This window comes from Streptomyces sp. JL2001, assembly GCF_050917515.1.
Lineage (GTDB): Bacteria > Actinomycetota > Actinomycetes > Streptomycetales > Streptomycetaceae > Streptomyces.
In genome coordinates, this window is record NZ_CP169421.1 from 2,139,584 (window position 1) to 2,158,128 (window position 18,545).

An 18,545-nucleotide genomic window follows, 5' to 3' on the forward strand; every position below is an offset into this window, starting at 1 on the left:
TGGCCCGGTCGGGACCGTCTGGGTAGCCTCACCGGGCACAGCCCCTTCGAGCGTGCTTGTGAGTGAGGATCAGTCGTGCCCCTGCCCTTCCTGACGGCAGACCGCGCTTTCGACGCGACGGACGACGTCGCGCTGCCCTTCGACGACCACGACCAGTGGCGACGTCCCTACCGACCGGGCCCCTGGCGGGTCGGCGCCGCGGCGCTGGCGCTGCTGCTCGCGTCCTTCGTGCTCTTCGCCGCGGTGATCATCGCCGCCGCGGGGGCTACGCCCGGCTCGCTCGCCACCTTCGGGCTGGCCGCGCTGATCATCGCCGCCTCGCTGCGGATGCTGCGCGTGGGCGCCTGGGTCAGCCGGCACGGCGTGCGCCGCGTGGGGTTCTTCTCCACCACGACCGTCGCCTGGCAGCAGGTGACGGCCGTGCGCACGGCCCAGCAGCCGGTGCGCTGGCTGGGTCTCCCCCGCACCGTGCAGGGCCAGGCCCTGCTCCTCGACTGGCGTGGCGGTGAGCAGGTCGCCCTGCTCACCGACCACAACGCCGACTTCCTGTCCCGCATCGAGGCCTTCGACCGCGCCGCCGACACCGTCGAGGCGTGGAACGCCGAGTACGGCGCCCCCGCTACGCGCTGACCGAGGGGGCCGCCGGGCGGCCCTCGTGGAGCGCGATCGCCCGCTGCATCGCCTTGCGCGCGCGAGGGGTGTCGCGGGCGTCGTGGTACGCGACCGCGAGCCGGAACCAGCAGCGCCAGTCGTCGGGCGAGTCCTCGGTCTCCGCGCGGCGCCGCGCGAACACCTCGTCGGCCGAGTCCCGGTCGATCCGGCCGCCGGCCGTCCGCCTGAGCTCGTCCACCGGCAGGCCGCCCTCGGCCTCCAGTTCCTTGGCGAGGTGCTGGGCCCGGCGGGCGAAGCGGGTGTTCTTCCAGAGGAACCAGCCGCCGACGCAGGGCAGCAGGAACGCTATGGCGCCCATGCCCATGGCGAGCGGCTCGCCGGTGAGCAGGAGCAGGACCCCCTCCATCGCCACCACGCCGAAGACGAGCACCAGCACGGTGGCGAGGAAGAAGTACGTGATCTTTCCGCCCATGGCCGTCAGCCCAGGTCCAGGAAGTGTTCCAGGCCGAAGGTGAGGCCGGGAACGTCGACGACACGGCGGGCGCCCAGCAGGATGCCCGGCATGAAGCTGGAGTGGTGCAGGGAGTCGTGGCGGACGGTGAGCGTCTCGCCCTCGCCGCCGAGCAGCACCTCCTGGTGGGCCAGCAGGCCCCGGAGCCGTACGGCGTGCACGGGGACACCGTCCACGTCCGCGCCGCGCGCGCCGTCCAGCGCGGTCTGGGTCGCGTCGGGCTGGGCGCCGAGGCCGGCCTCGGCGCGTGCCGCCGCGATCAGCTGCGCGGTGCGGGTCGCCGTGCCGCTGGGGGCGTCGACCTTGTTCGGGTGGTGCAGTTCGACGACCTCGACGGACTCGAAGTACGGGGCCGCGAGCTGGGCGAACCTCATGGTCAGGACCGCGCCGATGGAGAAGTTCGGGGCGATCAGGACGCCGGTCCGCGGAGAGCCGTCGAGCCACGTCCGCAGCTGCGCGAGGCGGTCCTCGGTCCAGCCGGTGGTGCCCACGACCGCGTGGATGCCGTGGCGCACGCAGAAGTCGAGGTTGCCCATCACCGAGGCGGGGGTGGTCAGCTCGACCGCGACCTCGGCGCCCGTCTCGGCGAGCGTCTCCAGCTTGTCGCCACGGCCGAGGGCCGCGACCAGTTCCATGTCCTCGGCGGCCTCGACGGCGCGTACCGCCTCGGATCCGATGCGGCCCTGGGCTCCGAGGACCGCCACACGCAGCTTGCTCATTGCTCTGAACTCTCTCTAGGAGACGGATTCGTGCAGGCGTGCCGCCTGCTTGTCCTTCAGCGGCCCGATGACCGACAGCGAGGGGCGCCGGCCGAGCACGTCGCGGGCGACCTCCCGGACCTCGTCCGGGGTGACCGCGGCGATCCGGGCGAGCATGTCGTCGACCGACATCTGCGTGCCCCAGCACAGCTCGCTCTTGCCGATGCGGTTCATCAGGGCGCCGGTGTCCTCCAGGCCGAGGACGGTCGAGCCGGAGAGCTGCCCGATGGCGCGGGCGATCTCGTCGTCGGACAGTCCATCGGAAGCCACCTTGTCGAGCTCGTCCCGGCAGATCCCGAGCACGTCGTGGATCTGGTTGGGGCGGCAGCCCGCGTACACGCCGAAGAGGCCGCAGTCGGCGAAGCCGGACGTGTACGAGTACACGCTGTACGCCAGGCCGCGCTTCTCGCGCACCTCCTGGAACAGGCGCGAGGACATGCCGCCGCCGAGCGCGGTGTTCAGGACGCCCAGCGCCCAGCGGCGCTCGTCCGTGCGCGCCAGTCCCGGCATGCCGAGGACGACGTGTGCCTGCTCGCTCTTGCGGCCGAGGACCTCGACCCGGCCCGCGGTGCGGATGGTGCGCAGGCCGTCGCGGGGGGCGACCGGGCGGGCGTCGGTACGGCCGAGGGCGCCGGCCTTCTCGAAGGCGCCGCGGACCTGGCGTACGACCGTGGCGTGGTCGATGTTGCCCGCGGCGGCGACGACCAGATGGGTCGGGTCGTAGTGCTTCCTGTAGAAGCGGGCGATCCGGTCGCGGTCGAGGGCGTTGATCGTGTCGACGGTGCCGAGCACCGGGCGGCCCAGCGGGGTGTCGCCGAACATGGTGTGCGCGAACAGGTCGTGCACGACGTCGCCCGGGTCGTCCTCGGTCATGGCGATCTCTTCGAGGATGACGCCGCGTTCCGCGTCGACGTCGCTCTCCAGGATCAGTGAGCCGGTGAGCATGTCGCAGACGACGTCGATCGCCAGCGGCAGGTCCGTGTCGAGGACCCGCGCGTAGTAGCAGGTGAACTCCTTCGCGGTGAAGGCGTTCATCTCGCCGCCGACCGCGTCGAGCGCGGCGGAGATGTCGAGTGCGCTGCGCCGGTTGGTGCCCTTGAAGAGGAGGTGCTCCAGGTAGTGCGTGGCGCCGTTGAGGGCGGGGGTCTCGTCACGGGAGCCGACGTGCGCCCAGATTCCGAAGGTGGCGGAGCGCACGGAGGGCAGGGTCTCGGTGACGATCCGGAGGCCGCCGGGGAGGGTCGTGCGCCGGACCGTGCCGATGCCGTCCTTGCCCGGGAGAAGCGTTTGGGTACGGGCGACGGCCCGCCCCTCCGAAGAGGTGCGGGCCGTCGTCACGGAACTACGGGACGTCACTGGTCGGCGTCGTCCTTCTGGTCGGTGCCCTCGGCGGCACCCTCCTCGTCCGCGATCACGGGGATCAGGGAGAGCTTGCCGCGCTGGTCGATCTCGGCGATCTCGACCTGCACCTTGGAACCGACCGCGAGCACGTCCTCGACGTTCTCCACGCGCTTGCCACCGGCGAGCTTGCGGATCTGCGAGATGTGCAGCAGGCCGTCCTTGCCCGGGAGCAGGGACACGAACGCACCGAAGGTGGTGGTCTTGACGACCGTACCCAGGTAGCGCTCGCCGACCTCCGGCATGGTCGGGTTGGCGATGCCGTTGATCGTGGCGCGGGCGGCCTCGGCCTGCGAGCCCTGGGCGGCACCGATGTAGATGGTGCCGTCGTCCTCGATCGTGATGTCGGCGCCGGTGTCCTCCTGGATCTGGTTGATCATCTTGCCCTTGGGGCCGATGACCTCACCGATCTTGTCCACCGGGATCTTGACGGTGATGATGCGCGGCGCGTTCGGGGACATCTCGTCCGGAACGTCGATCGCCTCGTTCATCACGTCGAGGATGTGCAGACGCGCGTCACGGGCCTGCTTCAGCGCGGCGGCCAGGACCGAGGCGGGGATGCCGTCGAGCTTGGTGTCGAGCTGGAGCGCGGTGACGAAGGTCTTCGTGCCGGCGACCTTGAAGTCCATGTCGCCGAACGCGTCCTCGGCGCCGAGGATGTCGGTGAGGGCGACGTAGTGCGTCTTGCCGTCGATCTCCTCGGAGATCAGGCCCATGGCGATACCGGCGACGGGGGCCTTGAGCGGCACACCGGCGTTCAGCAGCGACATGGTGGAGGCGCAGACCGAGCCCATGGACGTCGAGCCGTTGGAGCCGAGAGCCTCGGACACCTGGCGGATCGCGTAGGGGAACTCCTCGCGCGTCGGCAGCACCGGCACGATGGCGCGCTCGGCGAGCGCGCCGTGGCCGATCTCGCGGCGCTTGGGCGAGCCCACGCGGCCGGTCTCACCGACGGAGTACGGCGGGAAGTTGTAGTTGTGCATGTAGCGCTTGCGGGTCACCGGGGAGAGGGTGTCCAGCTGCTGCTCCATACGGAGCATGTTGAGGGTGGTGACGCCCAGGATCTGGGTCTCGCCACGCTCGAACAGCGCCGAGCCGTGCACGCGCGGGATGGCCTCGACCTCGGCGGCGAGCGTACGGATGTCCGTGATGCCGCGGCCGTCGATGCGGACCTTGTCCTTGATGATCCGCTCGCGGACCAGCTTCTTGGTCAGCGCGCGGTAGGCACCGGAGATCTCCTTCTCCCGGCCTTCGAAGGCCGGGAGGAGCTTCTCGGCGGCGAGCTCCTTGATGCGGTCGAGCTCGGTCTCGCGCTCCTGCTTGCCGGCGATGGTGAGCGCCTGGGCGAGCTCGCTCTTGACCGCGGCGGAGAGCGCCTCCAGGACGTCGTCCTGGTAGTCGAGGAAGACCGGGAACTCGCCGGTCGGCTTGGCGGCCTTGGCGGCGAGGTCCGACTGGGCCTTGCACAGGACCTTGATGAACGGCTTCGCGGCCTCGAGACCGGCGGCGACGACCTCCTCGGTCGGCGCCTCGGCGCCGCCCTTGACGAGCTCGATCGTCTTCTCGGTGGCCTCGGCCTCGACCATCATGATCGCGACGTCGCCGTCCTCCAGGACGCGACCGGCGACGACCATGTCGAAGACGGCGTCCTCGAGCTCGGTGTGCGTCGGGAACGCGACCCACTGGCCCTTGATCAGCGCGACACGGGTGCCGCCGATCGGGCCGGAGAAGGGCAGGCCGGCCAGCTGCGTGGAGCAGGAGGCGGCGTTGATCGCGATCACGTCGTAGAGGTGATCGGGGTTGAGCGCCATGATCGTCTCGACGATCTGGATCTCGTTGCGCAGGCCCTTGGCGAAGGACGGGCGCAGCGGCCGGTCGATCAGGCGACAGGTGAGGATCGCGTCCTCGGAGGGGCGGCCTTCCCGGCGGAAGAAGGAGCCGGGGATCTTGCCGGCCGCGTACATCCGCTCCTCGACGTCCACCGTCAGGGGGAAGAAGTCGAGCTGGTCCTTGGGGCGCTTGGACGCGGTGGTGGCCGAGAGGACCATCGTGTCGTCGTCCAGGTAGGCCACGGCGGAGCCGGCGGCCTGCTTGGCCAGGCGGCCCGTCTCGAAGCGGATGGTGCGGGTGCCGAAGGTGCCGTTGTCGATGACGGCCTCGGCGTAGTGGGTCTCGTTCTCCACTAGCAGTTTCTCCTACGTGTTCGTCTTTGCGTCCGGGGCCCGTGTGGCCGGGGACGGTGTGAGGAGAAGCCCGCCTTCGGTGCGGGCCGGTCTTCGATCGAAGCACCCGGGGTTGAGGGGTCCGGGAGCCACTACCGAGGACCGGCGGCGGGCCGGCGGCTTCTCGCTCGTGAATGTGGCGTTGTGCGACCAGACTAAGTGCCGGTCGGCACATTGCGCACGTACAGCAAAGGGAGCGGCCCCCTATTCGTGGGAACCGCTCCCTTCACGGCGTCTTACTTGGCACCGCCGGCAGCGCCGCGGCGGATGCCCAGGCGGTCGACCAGCGCACGGAAGCGCTGGATGTCCTTCTTGGCCAGGTACTGCAGCAGGCGGCGACGCTGGCCGACCAGGATCAGCAGACCACGACGGGAGTGGTGGTCGTGCTTGTGCTGCTTGAGGTGCTCGGTGAGGTCCGAGATACGGCGGGAGAGCATCGCGACCTGCACCTCGGGGGAGCCGGTGTCGCCCTCCTTCTGGCCGAACTCGGCGAAAATCTGCTTCTTCGTAGCGGCGTCGAGAGACACTCGGTACTCCTCTGGTGTTCGTGCGCCCACGAGTGCCCCTGGTCTTGGTCTCAGGGGAGCTTCCGTGACTCGGAGGCGAAGGTCCGATGAGCGCAGCTTCCAGAGGATCCGGGATCCTGGGATCCGAGGATCAGGTGGATTCCGGGTGGTTCCGGGAGCGCGTACACAAACGGCCGTCACACAGCGTACCAGCTCGCGGGAGCGCCGTTACTTGCCGGTGAGCGAGCGGGCCGCCATGAAGACGTCCAGGACCGCGAGGCAGAGCGGGACGAGGGCGAGCAGGACGAAGCCCTCGGCGAGGTCGAGGAGCCGGCCCCAGAAGGGCGAGAGGCCCTTGCGCGGGATGATCAGGCCGATCGCGGTGACGAGGGCGGCACCGGCGGCGACGGCCGCGGTGAGCCAGATCGTGCGGATGTCCAGGCCGCCGCGGTCCCCGTACATCAGGAGGTCCTTGACCAGGTCGGCCGGCGGGTTCAGGGAGAGGCCGAGGATCAGCAGCGCGATCGCGGCGATGCCGGCGACCAGGACGCAGGCGACCTGCGAGGTGTAGCGGAAGAGGCGGGCGCGCAGCAGCATCGCGAGGCCGGCCGCGAAGGCCAGCAGCTGGCCCCAGACGTTGCCGGCGAAGCCGAGGACGGCGGCGGAGCCGACGACGACGGCCGCGCAGCCGCCGACGAGGCCGAGGAGCATCTCGTGGCCCCGGCGGGCCTGGAGCGCGATGCGCTCGCCGTCGACGGGCTGGACCTCGTCGGGGAGGGACTGCCCGGGTTCGGCGTGGAACTCCTCGTCGGTGGCGCTCCGCGGGGAGGCGTAGCCGATGGGGAGGCGGGCGAAGCGGGCCGACAGGCCGGGCAGGAAGGCGACCAGTCCGATGGCGACGGGGGCGCAGACGGCGGCGGTCTCGGTGGCGGACGACTCGGACAGGATCGCGAGGAAGGTGGCGAGGGTGCCGACGGTGGCCAGGAAGGTCGCGGCCACGAAGGGGGCGTCACCGCTGGGGGTGAGCGCGACCAGGGTGACGGCGGCGACCAGGACGGTCACGCAGCCGAGCAGGAACTGCAGGCGGCCGGGTCCGTCGCCGGCGTCGGGGCCGATGATCCCGGAGCCGGCGATCAGCAGCAGCGGGAGGGCGCCGAGTCCGAGGGCGACGGCGGTGCCGCGGTCCTTGTAGACGCGGGCGCGGACGCCGGCGAAGGCGGTGAGCAGCGCGCCGACGGCGCCGGCGACGACGCCGGGCAGGCTGTGCATGTCGTGGTGCACCGGGTCGGCGAACCAGAGCACGAAGCCCATCAGGACGAGGAGCAGCACTCCGGCGACCAGTCCGGCGCCGCGCAGCAGGTCGTCGCTCCACAGGTGCCGGTCACGGGTGACGGCGGAGGCGACGGCGTCGGAGACGTCGTCGAAGACGGCGGGCGGCAGCGACTGGGAGAACGGGCGCAGCGAGAGGACCTCGCCGTCGAGCACCTGCTGGGCGGCGAGCGTGCGGGCCCCGTCGAGGACCGAGCCGTCGCGCCGGACGAGGTGGTAGCCGGTCGGGGTGCCGGCGGCCTGGGTCTGCCCCGTGAGCCGCAGGATCTCCGGGTAGACGTCGGCGACCGCGATGTCCTCGGGGAGTGCGACGTCGATGCGGCTGTCCGGCGCCACGACGGTGACGCGGCAGAAGCCGGTCGCTGCGGTCGTACTCACGTGTCTGGACCCCCTGATTCGCGGTTGCGCACACTGCGGCGCCACCCTACCGGGCACAACCCCCGGTCGCTGCAAGTAGGATCGCCACTCTCGCGGGGGAGGCCGTCGTTGATGGGGGCGCCGGTGCGGAAGCTCCCCTCAAGAGGTCCGCCCGCAACGAGGGATTGATGCTCCGGTGAGCCAGATCGTCGTCAAACGACCGCCGAGGTCCCTTCCTCCGGAAGTGCCCGGTGAGGAACTGGTCCTGGAGTCGCCGCCCGAACTCCCGCGGGGGCAGCAGGAAGGCATGCTGATGCAGCTCCTTCCGATGCTCGGCATGGGCTCCTCGGTGGTGTTCTTCTTCATGCCGGGAGCGCATCCGTTCATGCGCATCATGGGCATCCTGATGCTGGTCTCGACGGTCGGCATGGTCATCGCCCAGCTCGTGCGGTTCCGGAAGGGTACGCAGGGGCAAATTGCCGATGTCCGGCGCGACTACCTCAAATACCTCGCCCAGACGCGGCGTACGGTGCGGCGCACGGCGCGCCGGCAGCGGGACGCCCAGCTCTATCTGCACCCCGCCCCCGAGCAGTTGTGGTCCGTGGTGGCCGAGGGCTCGCGGGTGTGGGAACGCCGGGTGGGCGACAACGACTTCGGGCAGGTGCGGATCGGCCTCGGCACGCAGCAGCTGGCGACGCCGCTGGTGGCGCCGGACACCGCGCCGGTGGACGAGCTGGAGCCGCTCTGCGCGGGCGCGATGCAGCAGTTCCTGGCCGTGCACGGCTCGTTGGACGGACTGCCGATGGCCGTCTCCATGCGGGCCTTCTACCACGTGACGGTCTCCGGTGACCCGGAGGCGGCGCAGGCCGCGGCGCGCGGTCTGGTCTCCCAGCTGGTGACGCTGCACTCCCCCGACGACCTGATGCTCGCGGTGGTGGCCGCGCGGAACGCGCAGGAACGCTGGGACTGGACGAAGTGGCTGCCGCACACGCAGGTCGCCGCGCAGGTCGACGGGGCGGGCACGAAGCGGCTGTTCGGCGACGACCTGGGCGAGCTGGAGCAGATGGTCCGCTCGCGCCTGGACGGGCGTCCGCGGTTCAGCCGCGACAACCAGCCGGTGCTGGACCAGCCGCATGTCGTCGTCGTCCTCGACGGCGGGATGGTGCCGCCGGACTCGCTGCTGGCGGCGCCGGAGGGCCTGCAGGGCGTGACCATCGTCGAGGTGGTGTCCGGTGAGCTCGACGAACCGCGCGGCGGGCTGTCCGTCGTGGTGCGGCCGGGCCGGCTGCGCCTGGAGTCGGGCGGCGGCTACGCGTACGAGGGGGTGCCGGACGGGATCTCGCTGCCGGCCGCCGAGGCGCTGGCGCGTCAGCTCGCCCCGCTGCGGATGGGCGGCGGGGACGACGACGAACCGCTGCTCGCCAACCTGGACTTCACGGATCTGCTGAACCTCGGCGACGCGGGTTCGGTGGACGTCGCGCGGACCTGGCGGCCCCGCTCGGTGGCCGAGCGGCTGCGGGTGCCGATCGGTGTCGGCGAGGACGGCCAGCCGGTCATGCTGGACCTCAAGGAGGCCGCGCAGGAGGGCATGGGCCCGCACGGCCTGTGCGTGGGCGCGACGGGTTCCGGCAAGTCGGAGCTGCTGCGCACGCTGGTCCTGGGTCTGGCGGTGACGCACTCCTCGGAGACGCTGAACTTCGTCCTCGCGGACTTCAAGGGCGGTGCGACGTTCGCGGGCATGTCCCAGATGCCGCACGTCGCCGCGGTCATCACCAACCTGTCCGACGACCTGACGCTGGTCGACCGCATGGGCGACGCGATCCGCGGTGAGCTGCAGCGCCGTCAGGAGCTGCTGCGCTCGGCGGGCAACTACGCCAACATCCACGACTACGAGAAGGCGCGGGCGGCGGGCGCTCCGCTGGAGCCGCTTGCCTCGCTGGTCCTGGTCATCGACGAGTTCTCCGAACTCCTCACCGCCAAGCCCGACTTCATCGACATGTTCATCCAGATCGGCCGTATCGGCCGGTCGCTGGGTGTCCATCTGCTGCTGGCCTCGCAGCGTCTGGAGGAGGGCAAGCTCCGCGGCCTCGACACGTACCTGTCGTACCGGATCGGTCTGCGGACGTTCTCGGCGGCTGAGTCGCGTACGGCGATCGGCGTCCCGGACGCCTACCACCTGCCGTCGGTGCCGGGTTCGGGCTATCTGAAGTTCGGCACGGACGAGATGACCCGCTTCAAGGCGGCGTACGTCTCGGGCACGTACCGGACGGGCGGGCCGCGGCTCGCGGCCGGGCAGCTGCCGATCGAGCGGCGCCCCGCGCTCTTCACGGCCTCTCCGGTGCCGGTGGTGTACGCGGCGCCCGACCCGGCGTACCTGACGGCGCAGCGCGAGGAGGAGGACGAGGCGCTCGCGGACACCGTCCTCGACGTGATCGTGCGCCGGCTGGAGGGGCAGGGCGTGCCGGCCCACCAGGTGTGGCTGCCGCCGCTGGACCAGGCGCCCTCGCTGGACCAGCTGCTGCCGGGGCTCGCGCAGACCGCGGACCGGGGTCTGACGGCGACGGAGTACACGCGGCCGGGCGGTCTGACGGTGCCGCTGGGCCTCATCGACAAGCCCTTCGAGCAGCGGCGCGAGGTGCTGTACCGGGACTTCTCCGGTGCGGCGGGCCACATGATGGTGGTCGGCGGTCCGCAGTCGGGCAAGTCGACGCTGATGCGCACGCTGGTCTCGTCGTTCGCGCTGACCCACACCCCGGCCGAGGTGCAGTTCTACGTACTGGACTTCGGTGGCGGCGGCATGGTGTCGCTGGCCGACCTGCCGCACGTCGGCGGGGTCGCGTCCCGGCTGGACCCGGAGCGGGTGCGGCGGACGGTCGCCGAGGTGCTCGGCGTGCTGAACCGGCGCGAGGAGTTCTTCCGGTCGAACAACATCGACTCGATCGCGACCTACCGGCGCAAGCGCGCCGCGGGTGAACTGCCCGGCGAGGCCTGGGGAGACGTCTTCCTGGTCGTCGACGGCTGGGGCGGCTTCCGCAACGACTACGACATGCTGGAGCCGGTCGTCTCGGACATCGCGGCTCGGGGTCTCGGCTACGGCATCCACGTGGTGATCACCGCGGCCCGGTACATGGAGGTGCGGGCCGCGCTGAAGGACCAGATGCTCGGCCGGCTGGAGCTGCGGCTCGGCGACGTCATGGACTCCGAGTTCGACCGCAAGGTGGCGGCCAACGTGCCGGCGGGTGTCCCGGGTCGCGGTCAGGTGCCGGAGAAGCTGCACTTCATGGGCGCGCTGCCGCGGATCGACGGGTCGAGTTCGGCGGGCGACCTGTCGGACGGCACGGCGGCGTTCGTGCAGGCGGCGAAGAGCTCCTGGGCGGGCGCCCCGGCCCCGGCCGTGCGGCTGCTGCCGCGGCGGCTGCCGGCGGAGCAGCTGCCGAAGGGCTTCGAGTACCCGCAGCACGGCATCGCGATCGGCATCGACGAGACGAACCTGGAGCCGGTGTTCGTCGACTTCGAGACGGATCCGTTCTTCCTGATCTTCGGCGAGAGCGAGTCCGGTAAGACGGCGCTGCTCCGGCTGATCGCGAAGCAGCTGTGCGAGCGGTACACGCCGGAGCAGGCGCGGATCGTGGTCGGCGACTACCGGCGCACGATGCTGGAGGCGGTCGCGCCCTCGCACCTGCTGGAGTACGCGCCGATGGCGTCCGCCATGCAGATGCACATGGACGCGATCAACACGGTGATGACGAAGCGGGCTCCGAAGCCGGACATCACCCCGCAGCAGCTGCGGGACCGCAGCTGGTGGACGGGTCCTCAGCTGTTCGTGCTGGTCGACGACTTCGAGCTGGTCGCGACGAACTCGACGAACCCGCTCCAGGTGCTGGTGGAGAACCTGCCGTTCGCGCGGGACGTGGGTATCCGCTTCATCGTGGCGCGCAGCGCGGCGGGCGCGTCGCGGGCGATGTACGAGCCCTTCATGCAGCGCGCGAAGGAGCTGGGCGCGCAGGGCGTCCTCCTCTCCGGCGACCCGAGCGAGGGCGACATCCTGGGCAACGTCCGTGCCCGGCCGATGCCTCCGGGCCGCGGCACCTTCGTCTCCCGCAAGCGGGGTACGCCGCTGGTGCAGCTGGGCTGGCTGCCGGACCGGACGTAGCGGGCCGCGCCGGCGGGGACCCCGAGGGGGCCCTGCCGGCGGATCGTGCGAGGGCCGGGGGACGGGCGCCGTGGCTGGCGGCCCGTCCCCCGGCCCTCGGTGCGTCGGGCCCTCGCGCCTCGGGTCCTCGGTGCCGAACCGTTCGCGCGTACGGCCGCCGGCGATAAGCGGAAGGGCCCGTTCGAGTGATCTGTCGGCGCGGGACCGTTGCCCTAGGCTGGCGGACGCAGCTCGTCCGTACGACCGCGAAGGGACCCGCCATGGCCGACGCCGGCGAGAAGGAACGTCAGAAGGAAGCGCTGTACGCGCTCGACATCTCCGGGGTCGAGTGGCTGGGCGCGCCCGGGACGAGTCCGGACGAGGAGCGCGTCGAGATCGCGCACCTGCCGGAGGGGGCCGTGGCCATGCGGTCGTCGCTCGACAAGGAGACCGTGCTGCGGTACACGAAGGCCGAGTGGGACGCCTTCGTCCTGGGCGCCCGGGACGGGGAGTTCGACCTCACGTAGGCCCCTTCGGAAGCCTTTCCGCGGCGGACATGCGTGAGGGGGTGGACCGCCGGAACGGGCCACCCCCTCACGCGGGGACGCGTGATCTCATCCCATGTTCATGCGGAACCGGGCCGCGTTGCCCTTGTCGGTGTCCCGGTAACCGATGACGGACTCGTCGAGCAGCTGCGCGATGCGCATGAGGTCCTGGTTCATGCCCGACATGTCACGGGTGAGGCGGTCCTGGCTCTCGCGGTACGCGGTCTTGGCCTCACCGTCCCAGTTGGAGGCGACGCGGTTGACCTCGGTCATGAGGTCCTCCAGCTTCTGGGTGAGCTGGGTGGAGGTGAGGCGGACGTCGCCCGCCGCCTGCGTCACGGTGTCGTAATTGACGGCAGTCGTCATGTTCTTGGCTCCTGAGGTGAGAGAGACGAGGAAGGAGAGTGGCCGGGCCCGGAGCCTCAGGCCATGCCGAGGATGGCGCTCTGACCCTGGCTGGTGTCGTCCATCTTGCGGAAGCCGCGGATGCGGTCCTCCTCCTCGCGCGTGAAGCCGTCGGCGCTCATGCGCATGACCTCTTCGAGCTTGATGAGCTCGACGCGCATGTTCTTCAGGCGCAGGTTGAGGTCGTTCTGGACCCGGTCGTACTCCTTGCTGGCCGCACCCTGCCAGCCCGCCTGGATGCGGTCCACGACGCCGTTGAGCGAGGTGATGCGAGACTGCAGCTCGTCGTGGAAGTCCTGGATCCGGCCGGCGAGCTTGGTCTGTTCGGCACTGGTTACGTTCAGGTCTTTCGACATCTTGCCCCTTCTTCCTTCGGTGACGTCGACGGTCGCTGCCGTCGGGCCTTCCGATGCTGATTCGGACGGGAATCTCTTGATGCCGCCCCCGTGCTGGGTCACTGCACTGTCGTGCACCACCCGACGGTCACTCTAGCCAGTTGATACGACAGTTCCAACTGCAAAGTACCGAACCGGTACTTGGTGATTCGGTTCATCGGGCGACTCCGTGACGGCGCCTGCTGTCGCGGATCACGATGGCGGTCGTGGCGACCACCGCCACCAGCACACCACCGATGCCGAGGGCGTAGGTGGCGAGTCGTTCGGTCCGCTCCTGCGGCGTCTCCGTCAGGGCCAGATGGGCCGGTTCGGGCGCGGGCGCTTTGGGCGGGCCGGGGTCGGGGACGGGCTGCGACTGCCGCTCGGCTCCGTCGGCGAGCGCGCGGACCGGATCGACGACGCCCCAACCCACGTGATTGTCACGGCCGTTGACGGACCGCACCGCGGTCTGCTCGATACGGGCCACGATCTCGGCGGCCGTCCAGTCCTTGTACTTGGCGCGCAGCAGGGCGGCGACACCGGCGACGTACGGGGCCGAGAAGCTGGTGCCGTTGTCGACGCACTGGCCGCCGCCGGGCACGGTGGACACCATGTCGACACCGGGCGCCGCGACGCCCACGAACGTGCCGGACTGGGAGAACGCGGCGCGTTCGTTGTTGCGGTCGGAGGACGCGACGGCGAGCACCCCGGGGAAGGCGGCGGGGTACGTGTTCTTCAGTTTGCCGTCCATGCCGTCGTTGCCCGCGGAGGCGACGACCACGACCTCCTTGGCGAGGGCCCTGGCCACCGCCTTGGCCATCGAGGAGTCGGCGCTCAGCGGCTGCGTGGTGTCCTGGGAGATGTTGATGACCTGGGCGCCCTTGGCGACCGCGTGGTCGATCGCCTGGGCCATCGTGTCGGACTTGCCGCTGTTCTTCTCGTCGTTCTGGCGGATCGGGATGATCGTCGCCTCGGGCGCGAGCCCGACGAAGCCGGTGCCCGGGCGCGGGCGGGCGGCGATGATCCCCGCGACCTTCGTGCCGTGGCCGACCTCGTCGACCGTGCCGTCGGTCTTGCCGCGCTTCTCGTCACCCGGCCCCGGGTTGTCCTTGTCGGGCTTGAGGTAGTCCTTGCCCGCCTTCGCGTCCACCGCGGTCTTCAGCTGCGGGTTGACGTCGTCGACGCCGGTGTCGATGACGGCGACGCGGACGCCCTTGCCCTTGGTGTCCTGCCAGAGCTCGTCCAGGAGCACCCGCTGGAGCGACCAGGGGATGCCCTCGATCTGCTTCTTCATCGGGAAGGTGCACTCGCCGCTGCCGTCGAGCCCGCCCACGGCCGGGCCGGCCGCGCCGTCGCCCGGGCCGCCGGCGGCGTACGCGGGCTGGGGCATCGCGAGGAGGCCCGTCAGGGCCGTGGCGGCGAGCAGGGCCGCGCCTCGGTACGTCGTCACCCGTGCCACCCCCTCAGGAACCCTGCGGCTGACGCGCGCTGTTGGTGTCCAGTCTCGGCCCCTTGGACAGGAACTCCGACCAGGTGATCGGGACGAGGACCGGCGTCACCTTCTCGTAGCCGAGACGACTCTGCGCCTCGCTCGGTTCCGGGCGGCCGTCGGTCTGCTTGTTCTCCCCGGCACCGATGTCGGAGTGCGCGGCGTCGCTGTCGCCGTTCGCCTGGACCGCGTAGCGCAGTCCGGTGTCGGTCACGAGGAACAGCGAGCCGTCCGGCTTGGTCTGGTTGCCCTGCACCTGGGTGTAGAGCAGGCCGCTGCCGGGCGTGACGTAGGTGCTGGTGCCGCCGGCGGTGATCTCGGCCGGGTACTTCGTGCCGGCCCAGGTGGTCAGGGTGGTGCGGCCCTTGTCGTCGACCTTGTTGAGCACGCTGCACACGGTGTCGCGGGCACCGTCGCCCGTCGCCGCGTTGACCTGGGTCGACTTGCGGGTGGGCCAGCGCCGTTCGGCCCCGAACGTGCCGGAGTCGGGCGTGAAGGACGCCGCGTCGACCGTGGTGGCCTTGCCGTCCATGTCCAGGGTGTCGGTCTGCGGGGAGTTGATGAGCAGCCAGGCGGTGAAGTCGGACACCGGCTGCACCTTGCCCGGCAGGACGACGTAGTGCTGCGGTCCGGAACCGGTCTGGGCGAGCAGGACCATGCCGACCCGGTCCTCGGTCTGGCTCAGTCCGTTCCCGCCCGCGCCGCCGATCCCGGCGGCGGTGCCGACCTGGCCGGGGATCTGCGGGAACTCGACGGGACTGCCGGTGTGCAGGGTGGCGAGCCAGTCGTCGGTGACCTGCTGCGGTTCCTTGTTGAGGCCGACGAGCGCGGTGGTGAGACCGGCCGACTGGGCCGGGTCGCCGGGCACCGCGTACTTCGTCCCGGTGTGGTCGACGAGGTAGCGGGCGTTGTCCTTCTGCCCCTTGACGTACAGGATCTGCCCGTCGCCGAGCTTCTCGCCCTTGCCCTCGGTGCGCTTGAAGTCCCGTTCGGCGAAGACGAAGGTCGCCTTCTGGACGCTGGATCCCTTGCCGCCGCCGGGCTGTTCGCACACCGCCCAGCGCTTGGCCCGGCCGGCCTCGTCGGCGCCGGGGAGACGGTCGGGCGCGTACGGGATGCCGAGGATCGGGCCGCGCGGCGGGTTGCCCCCGTCGAGCACCTTGTCGTCGACCTGGATGACGGCGAACTCCTGCGGGGTGAGCAGGAGCCGGGCGGACGCGAGGTTGAGGACGGGGTGGAGCAGCGTCTTCTTGCCGCTGCCCTTGCCGGTGGTGAGCACGACGTACCGGGTCGTCGACTGCTTGCCCACGATCACCTTGGTGCCGGGCTTGTCCCAGCCCTTGGGCGCCTTGGGGCTGAACATGCCCCAGGCGCCGAAGCCGGCGAGCACCAGTGCGCCGACGATGAGGCCCGGCACGACCGCGCGCAGCGGCCTCGGCGCCCCCTCCTCCGTACCCGAGGGAGAGGGTTGGAGAAATGCGGCCACCGTGCGCTTCTTCGCAAAGGTGTACGCGTTGAGCTCGTCCCGCCGTGATGCCATGAGTCCCCATTTTCGTCAGGCGCAGTCTTCACCGACGGATCCGGGGAGCATGGCACCCGGGCCCCGGCTGTCGGACCGGCCCCCTACTATGCCTGCTGTCCGACGGTGCTTGTGGGGCGGGTAGGGTGATCCAGCCGCCAAAGCCCTGGCGGGCCAGGGGTGATCGGGACGAATTGGGGGGATTCTCCATGATGGCATCCGCGACGCGGACACGGTCCGCTGCGGGGGCACCCTCCTCCGCGCCTCGGACGCAGCCTTCGACCGACGGTCCGGGGGCTCCGGCATCGGTCTCTCCGCGACTGCAGGCACGACCGGGACACTTCGGATCGTTCCGATTGCAACAACTCGTACTGATTGAGGTCGCGGCCGCGTTGCTGCTCGTGGCCTGGGTCGTGGAGCCGTTGTTGCTGGTCCCCGCCGGTGTGGTCGCGGCGCTGCTCGTCCTGCTGGCCGTCGTGCGCCGGCACCGCCGCTCGATGCCGGAGTGGCTGACCACCTTCCTGGCGCTGCGCGCGCGCACCCGCCGCGCCGCCGCGCTCGTCGTGCCGGAGGGCACGGAGCCGGGCCTGGCACCGGTGGTGGAGTGCGATCCGGCCCTGCGCACCTACGCGTACAGCGACCGGGACCGCCGTCCGGTCGGGATGATCGGCGACGGCACCTTCCTCACCGCGGTCGTGCGCGTCGAGTCCGACGCCACGGCGCTGCGCCCCGACCGCTCGGCCCGGCCGCTGCCCGTCGCGCTCGTCCGGGACACGCTGGAGGTCGACGGCATCCGGCTGGAGTCCGCCCAGATCGTCCAGCACACCCAGCCCGCGCCCGCTCCGCACCTGCCCGCGCAGTCGATGGCGGCCCGCAACTACGCGCCGCTGCAGGCCCAGACGGGGTCGCCGGCGTTGCGCATCACCTGGATCGCGCTGAAGCTCGACCCCGAGCTGTGCCCGGAGGCGGTCGCCGCCCGCGGCGGCGGCATGGAGGGCGCGCAGAAGTGCGTGGTGCGCGCGGCGGACCAGCTGGCCAGCCGGCTGGCCGGAGCGGGCTTCCGGGCGACGGTGCTGACCGAGCAGGAGCTGACGGCGGCGATCGCCACCTCGACCTGCGCGAGCCCGATGGCCATCGCCCAGGCGGGCCGGGGGCAGGCGCAGGCGCGCCGCACCCAGGAGACCGCGCGGACCTGGCGGGTCGACGACCGGCGGCACACGACGTACTGGGTCGGGCGCTGGCCCCAGTTGGGCGGGGCGGGCGGCGGCGCCGGCGCCTCGATGCCGCAGCTGATCGCGCTGCTGACCTCGCTCCCGGCACTGGCGACGACGTTCAGCCTGACCCTGAGCGGCGGCGACCGCCAGGAGGTAACGGTGACCGGCCACGTGCGCATCACCGGCCGGAGCGACGAGGAACTGGTCGCGGCCCGCCACGAACTGGAGCGCGCGGCGCGCGGGGTGAAGACGGGTCTGGTGCGGCTCGACCGCGAACAGGTCCCGGGAATGCTGGCCTCGCTGCCGCTCGGAGGTGCGCGCTGATGTCCTACCCCTCTGCCTCTCCCTCTTCTTCCTACCCGTCGTCCGCCTACCCGCCGCCGGCGCCCGCGCCGTCCTCGCGCGGCACGGGCGGGAGTTCGGCTTCCGGCCGGCGTTCGGGGCGGTCGGCACGGCCGCGGTTCGGCTTCGGGCTCGTGGGCCCGCGCCGCGACCGTCACGCCGTACCGCTCGACCAACTGGGCGCACTGACCCTGCCGGTCGGCGACGACGGCCTGGTCATCGGCGTGGACGCCGAGAGCCGGCCGGCGGTCCTGGGCATCAACCGGCCCACTCCGTACGAGGTCACGCTGATCGGCGGCCTGTGGACGGCCCAGGTCATCGCCCTGCGCGCCGCCGCGACCGGTGCCCGCATCGCGGTGGAGACCGGGCGCACCCAGGCGTGGACCGCTCTCGCGCAGGCAGCCGGGGGCGGCCAGCCGTGTATCACGCTGCACGACGTCGGCCGGGTGCCGCCGCAGGGCGCGTCGGCAGGCAGCCCGGTGGTCGTGGTGCGGGACTGCGGCATGCGTCCGCCGCGCGGCCGGGTCGTGTCCGGTCCCTGGCAGTCGGTGGTGACGCTGCTCCCGTATCTGAGCCCGGTGGCGCCCCGGCTCCTGGAGAAGTCCTCGCTCGTCGGCGTCCAGCGGGTGTCCCCGGACGAGGCGACGCAGATCGGCCGGATCATGGGACTGCCGCGCGGTGAGTCGGAGGCGCTCTCGACGCTGGCCGACGGCGTGACCCTGTGGTGCACGCCGAGCGACCGGCAGTTCGTGATGACGCAGGCGACCGACGCCGAGACCGGATTGTTGGGCAGCGCGCGCCGCATGGACTGAAGACACGAATGCCTTCAAGT

Annotated in this window: 15 protein-coding genes; 5 read left to right on the forward strand and 10 right to left on the reverse strand. The window is 71.3% G+C overall.

The window, feature by feature from the left end; translation table 11 throughout:
* The first annotated feature begins 75 nt into the window (after positions 1-75).
* Positions 76-630: a hypothetical protein gene (locus ACE1OA_RS09255; RefSeq protein ID WP_356609337.1), complete on the forward strand. Its 555-nt coding sequence runs from the start codon at positions 76-78 to the stop codon at positions 628-630.
* Here the strand turns inward: ACE1OA_RS09255 and ACE1OA_RS09260 are convergent.
* The 6 genes from ACE1OA_RS09260 to eccD form a co-directional block, all read right to left on the reverse strand.
* A complete protein-coding gene (locus ACE1OA_RS09260; RefSeq protein ID WP_356609339.1) occupies positions 620-1,084 on the reverse strand; it encodes a hypothetical protein in 465 nt (154 codons plus the stop codon). The genes ACE1OA_RS09255 and ACE1OA_RS09260 overlap by 11 nt on opposite strands.
* Positions 1,085-1,089: 5 nt before the next feature.
* Positions 1,090-1,842 (reverse strand): 4-hydroxy-tetrahydrodipicolinate reductase, encoded by a 753-nt coding sequence (dapB, locus tag ACE1OA_RS09265; protein ID WP_356609341.1) that lies wholly within the window; start codon positions 1,840-1,842, stop codon positions 1,090-1,092.
* A 15-nt stretch (positions 1,843-1,857) separates the two neighbouring features.
* On the reverse strand, positions 1,858-3,237 hold the full coding sequence (locus tag ACE1OA_RS09270; protein WP_356779374.1) for a M16 family metallopeptidase: 1,380 nt from the start codon (positions 3,235-3,237) through the stop codon (positions 1,858-1,860).
* Entirely contained in the window at positions 3,234-5,462 is a 2,229-nt protein-coding gene (locus ACE1OA_RS09275) for a polyribonucleotide nucleotidyltransferase (protein ID WP_356609345.1), read from the reverse strand. Before ACE1OA_RS09275 ends, ACE1OA_RS09270 begins: the two co-directional genes overlap by 4 nt.
* Before the next feature lie 275 nt (positions 5,463-5,737).
* The gene (rpsO, locus tag ACE1OA_RS09280) at positions 5,738-6,028 is read right to left on the reverse strand and encodes a 30S ribosomal protein S15 (protein WP_147979976.1); all 291 of its coding nucleotides are present in this window, start codon (positions 6,026-6,028) and stop codon (positions 5,738-5,740) included.
* Positions 6,029-6,235: 207 nt separating this feature from the next.
* Positions 6,236-7,714, reverse strand: a complete 1,479-nt coding sequence (gene eccD, locus ACE1OA_RS09285) for a type VII secretion integral membrane protein EccD (protein WP_356779375.1) — start codon at positions 7,712-7,714, stop codon at positions 6,236-6,238.
* 175 nt (positions 7,715-7,889) lie between these two features.
* Here eccD and eccCa point away from each other — a divergent pair, with 175 nt between their 5' ends.
* The gene (gene eccCa / locus ACE1OA_RS09290; RefSeq protein ID WP_356609349.1) at positions 7,890-11,846 is read left to right on the forward strand and encodes a type VII secretion protein EccCa; all 3,957 of its coding nucleotides are present in this window, start codon (positions 7,890-7,892) and stop codon (positions 11,844-11,846) included.
* Positions 11,847-12,106: 260 nt separating this feature from the next.
* Complete coding sequence (locus ACE1OA_RS09295; protein ID WP_147979973.1) at positions 12,107-12,352, forward strand: DUF397 domain-containing protein; 246 nt, start codon at positions 12,107-12,109, stop codon at positions 12,350-12,352.
* An 87-nt stretch (positions 12,353-12,439) separates the two neighbouring features.
* On the opposite strand, the gene ACE1OA_RS09300 is transcribed toward ACE1OA_RS09295, so the two are convergent.
* The 4 genes from ACE1OA_RS09300 to eccB form a co-directional block, all read right to left on the reverse strand.
* A complete protein-coding gene (locus ACE1OA_RS09300; RefSeq protein ID WP_147979972.1) occupies positions 12,440-12,736 on the reverse strand; it encodes a WXG100 family type VII secretion target in 297 nt (98 codons plus the stop codon).
* Between the two features lie 56 nt (positions 12,737-12,792).
* On the reverse strand, positions 12,793-13,131 hold the full coding sequence (locus ACE1OA_RS09305; RefSeq protein ID WP_147979971.1) for a WXG100 family type VII secretion target: 339 nt from the start codon (positions 13,129-13,131) through the stop codon (positions 12,793-12,795).
* Positions 13,132-13,324: 193 nt separating this feature from the next.
* Complete coding sequence (gene mycP, locus ACE1OA_RS09310) at positions 13,325-14,539, reverse strand: type VII secretion-associated serine protease mycosin (RefSeq protein ID WP_356609368.1); 1,215 nt, start codon at positions 14,537-14,539, stop codon at positions 13,325-13,327.
* A gap of 73 nt (positions 14,540-14,612) precedes the next feature.
* Positions 14,613-16,178, reverse strand: coding sequence for a type VII secretion protein EccB (gene eccB / locus ACE1OA_RS09315; RefSeq protein ID WP_356609352.1), 1,566 nt, complete (start codon positions 16,176-16,178; stop codon positions 14,613-14,615).
* Positions 16,179-16,369: 191 nt separating this feature from the next.
* On the opposite strand from eccB, the gene eccE reads away from it, so the two are divergent.
* The gene (eccE, locus tag ACE1OA_RS09320; RefSeq protein WP_432752624.1) at positions 16,370-17,695 is read left to right on the forward strand and encodes a type VII secretion protein EccE; all 1,326 of its coding nucleotides are present in this window, start codon (positions 16,370-16,372) and stop codon (positions 17,693-17,695) included.
* Positions 17,695-18,525 (forward strand): hypothetical protein, encoded by an 831-nt coding sequence (locus ACE1OA_RS09325; RefSeq protein ID WP_432752625.1) that lies wholly within the window; start codon positions 17,695-17,697, stop codon positions 18,523-18,525. Before eccE ends, ACE1OA_RS09325 begins: the two co-directional genes overlap by 1 nt.
* The last annotated feature ends 20 nt before the right edge of the window (positions 18,526-18,545 follow it).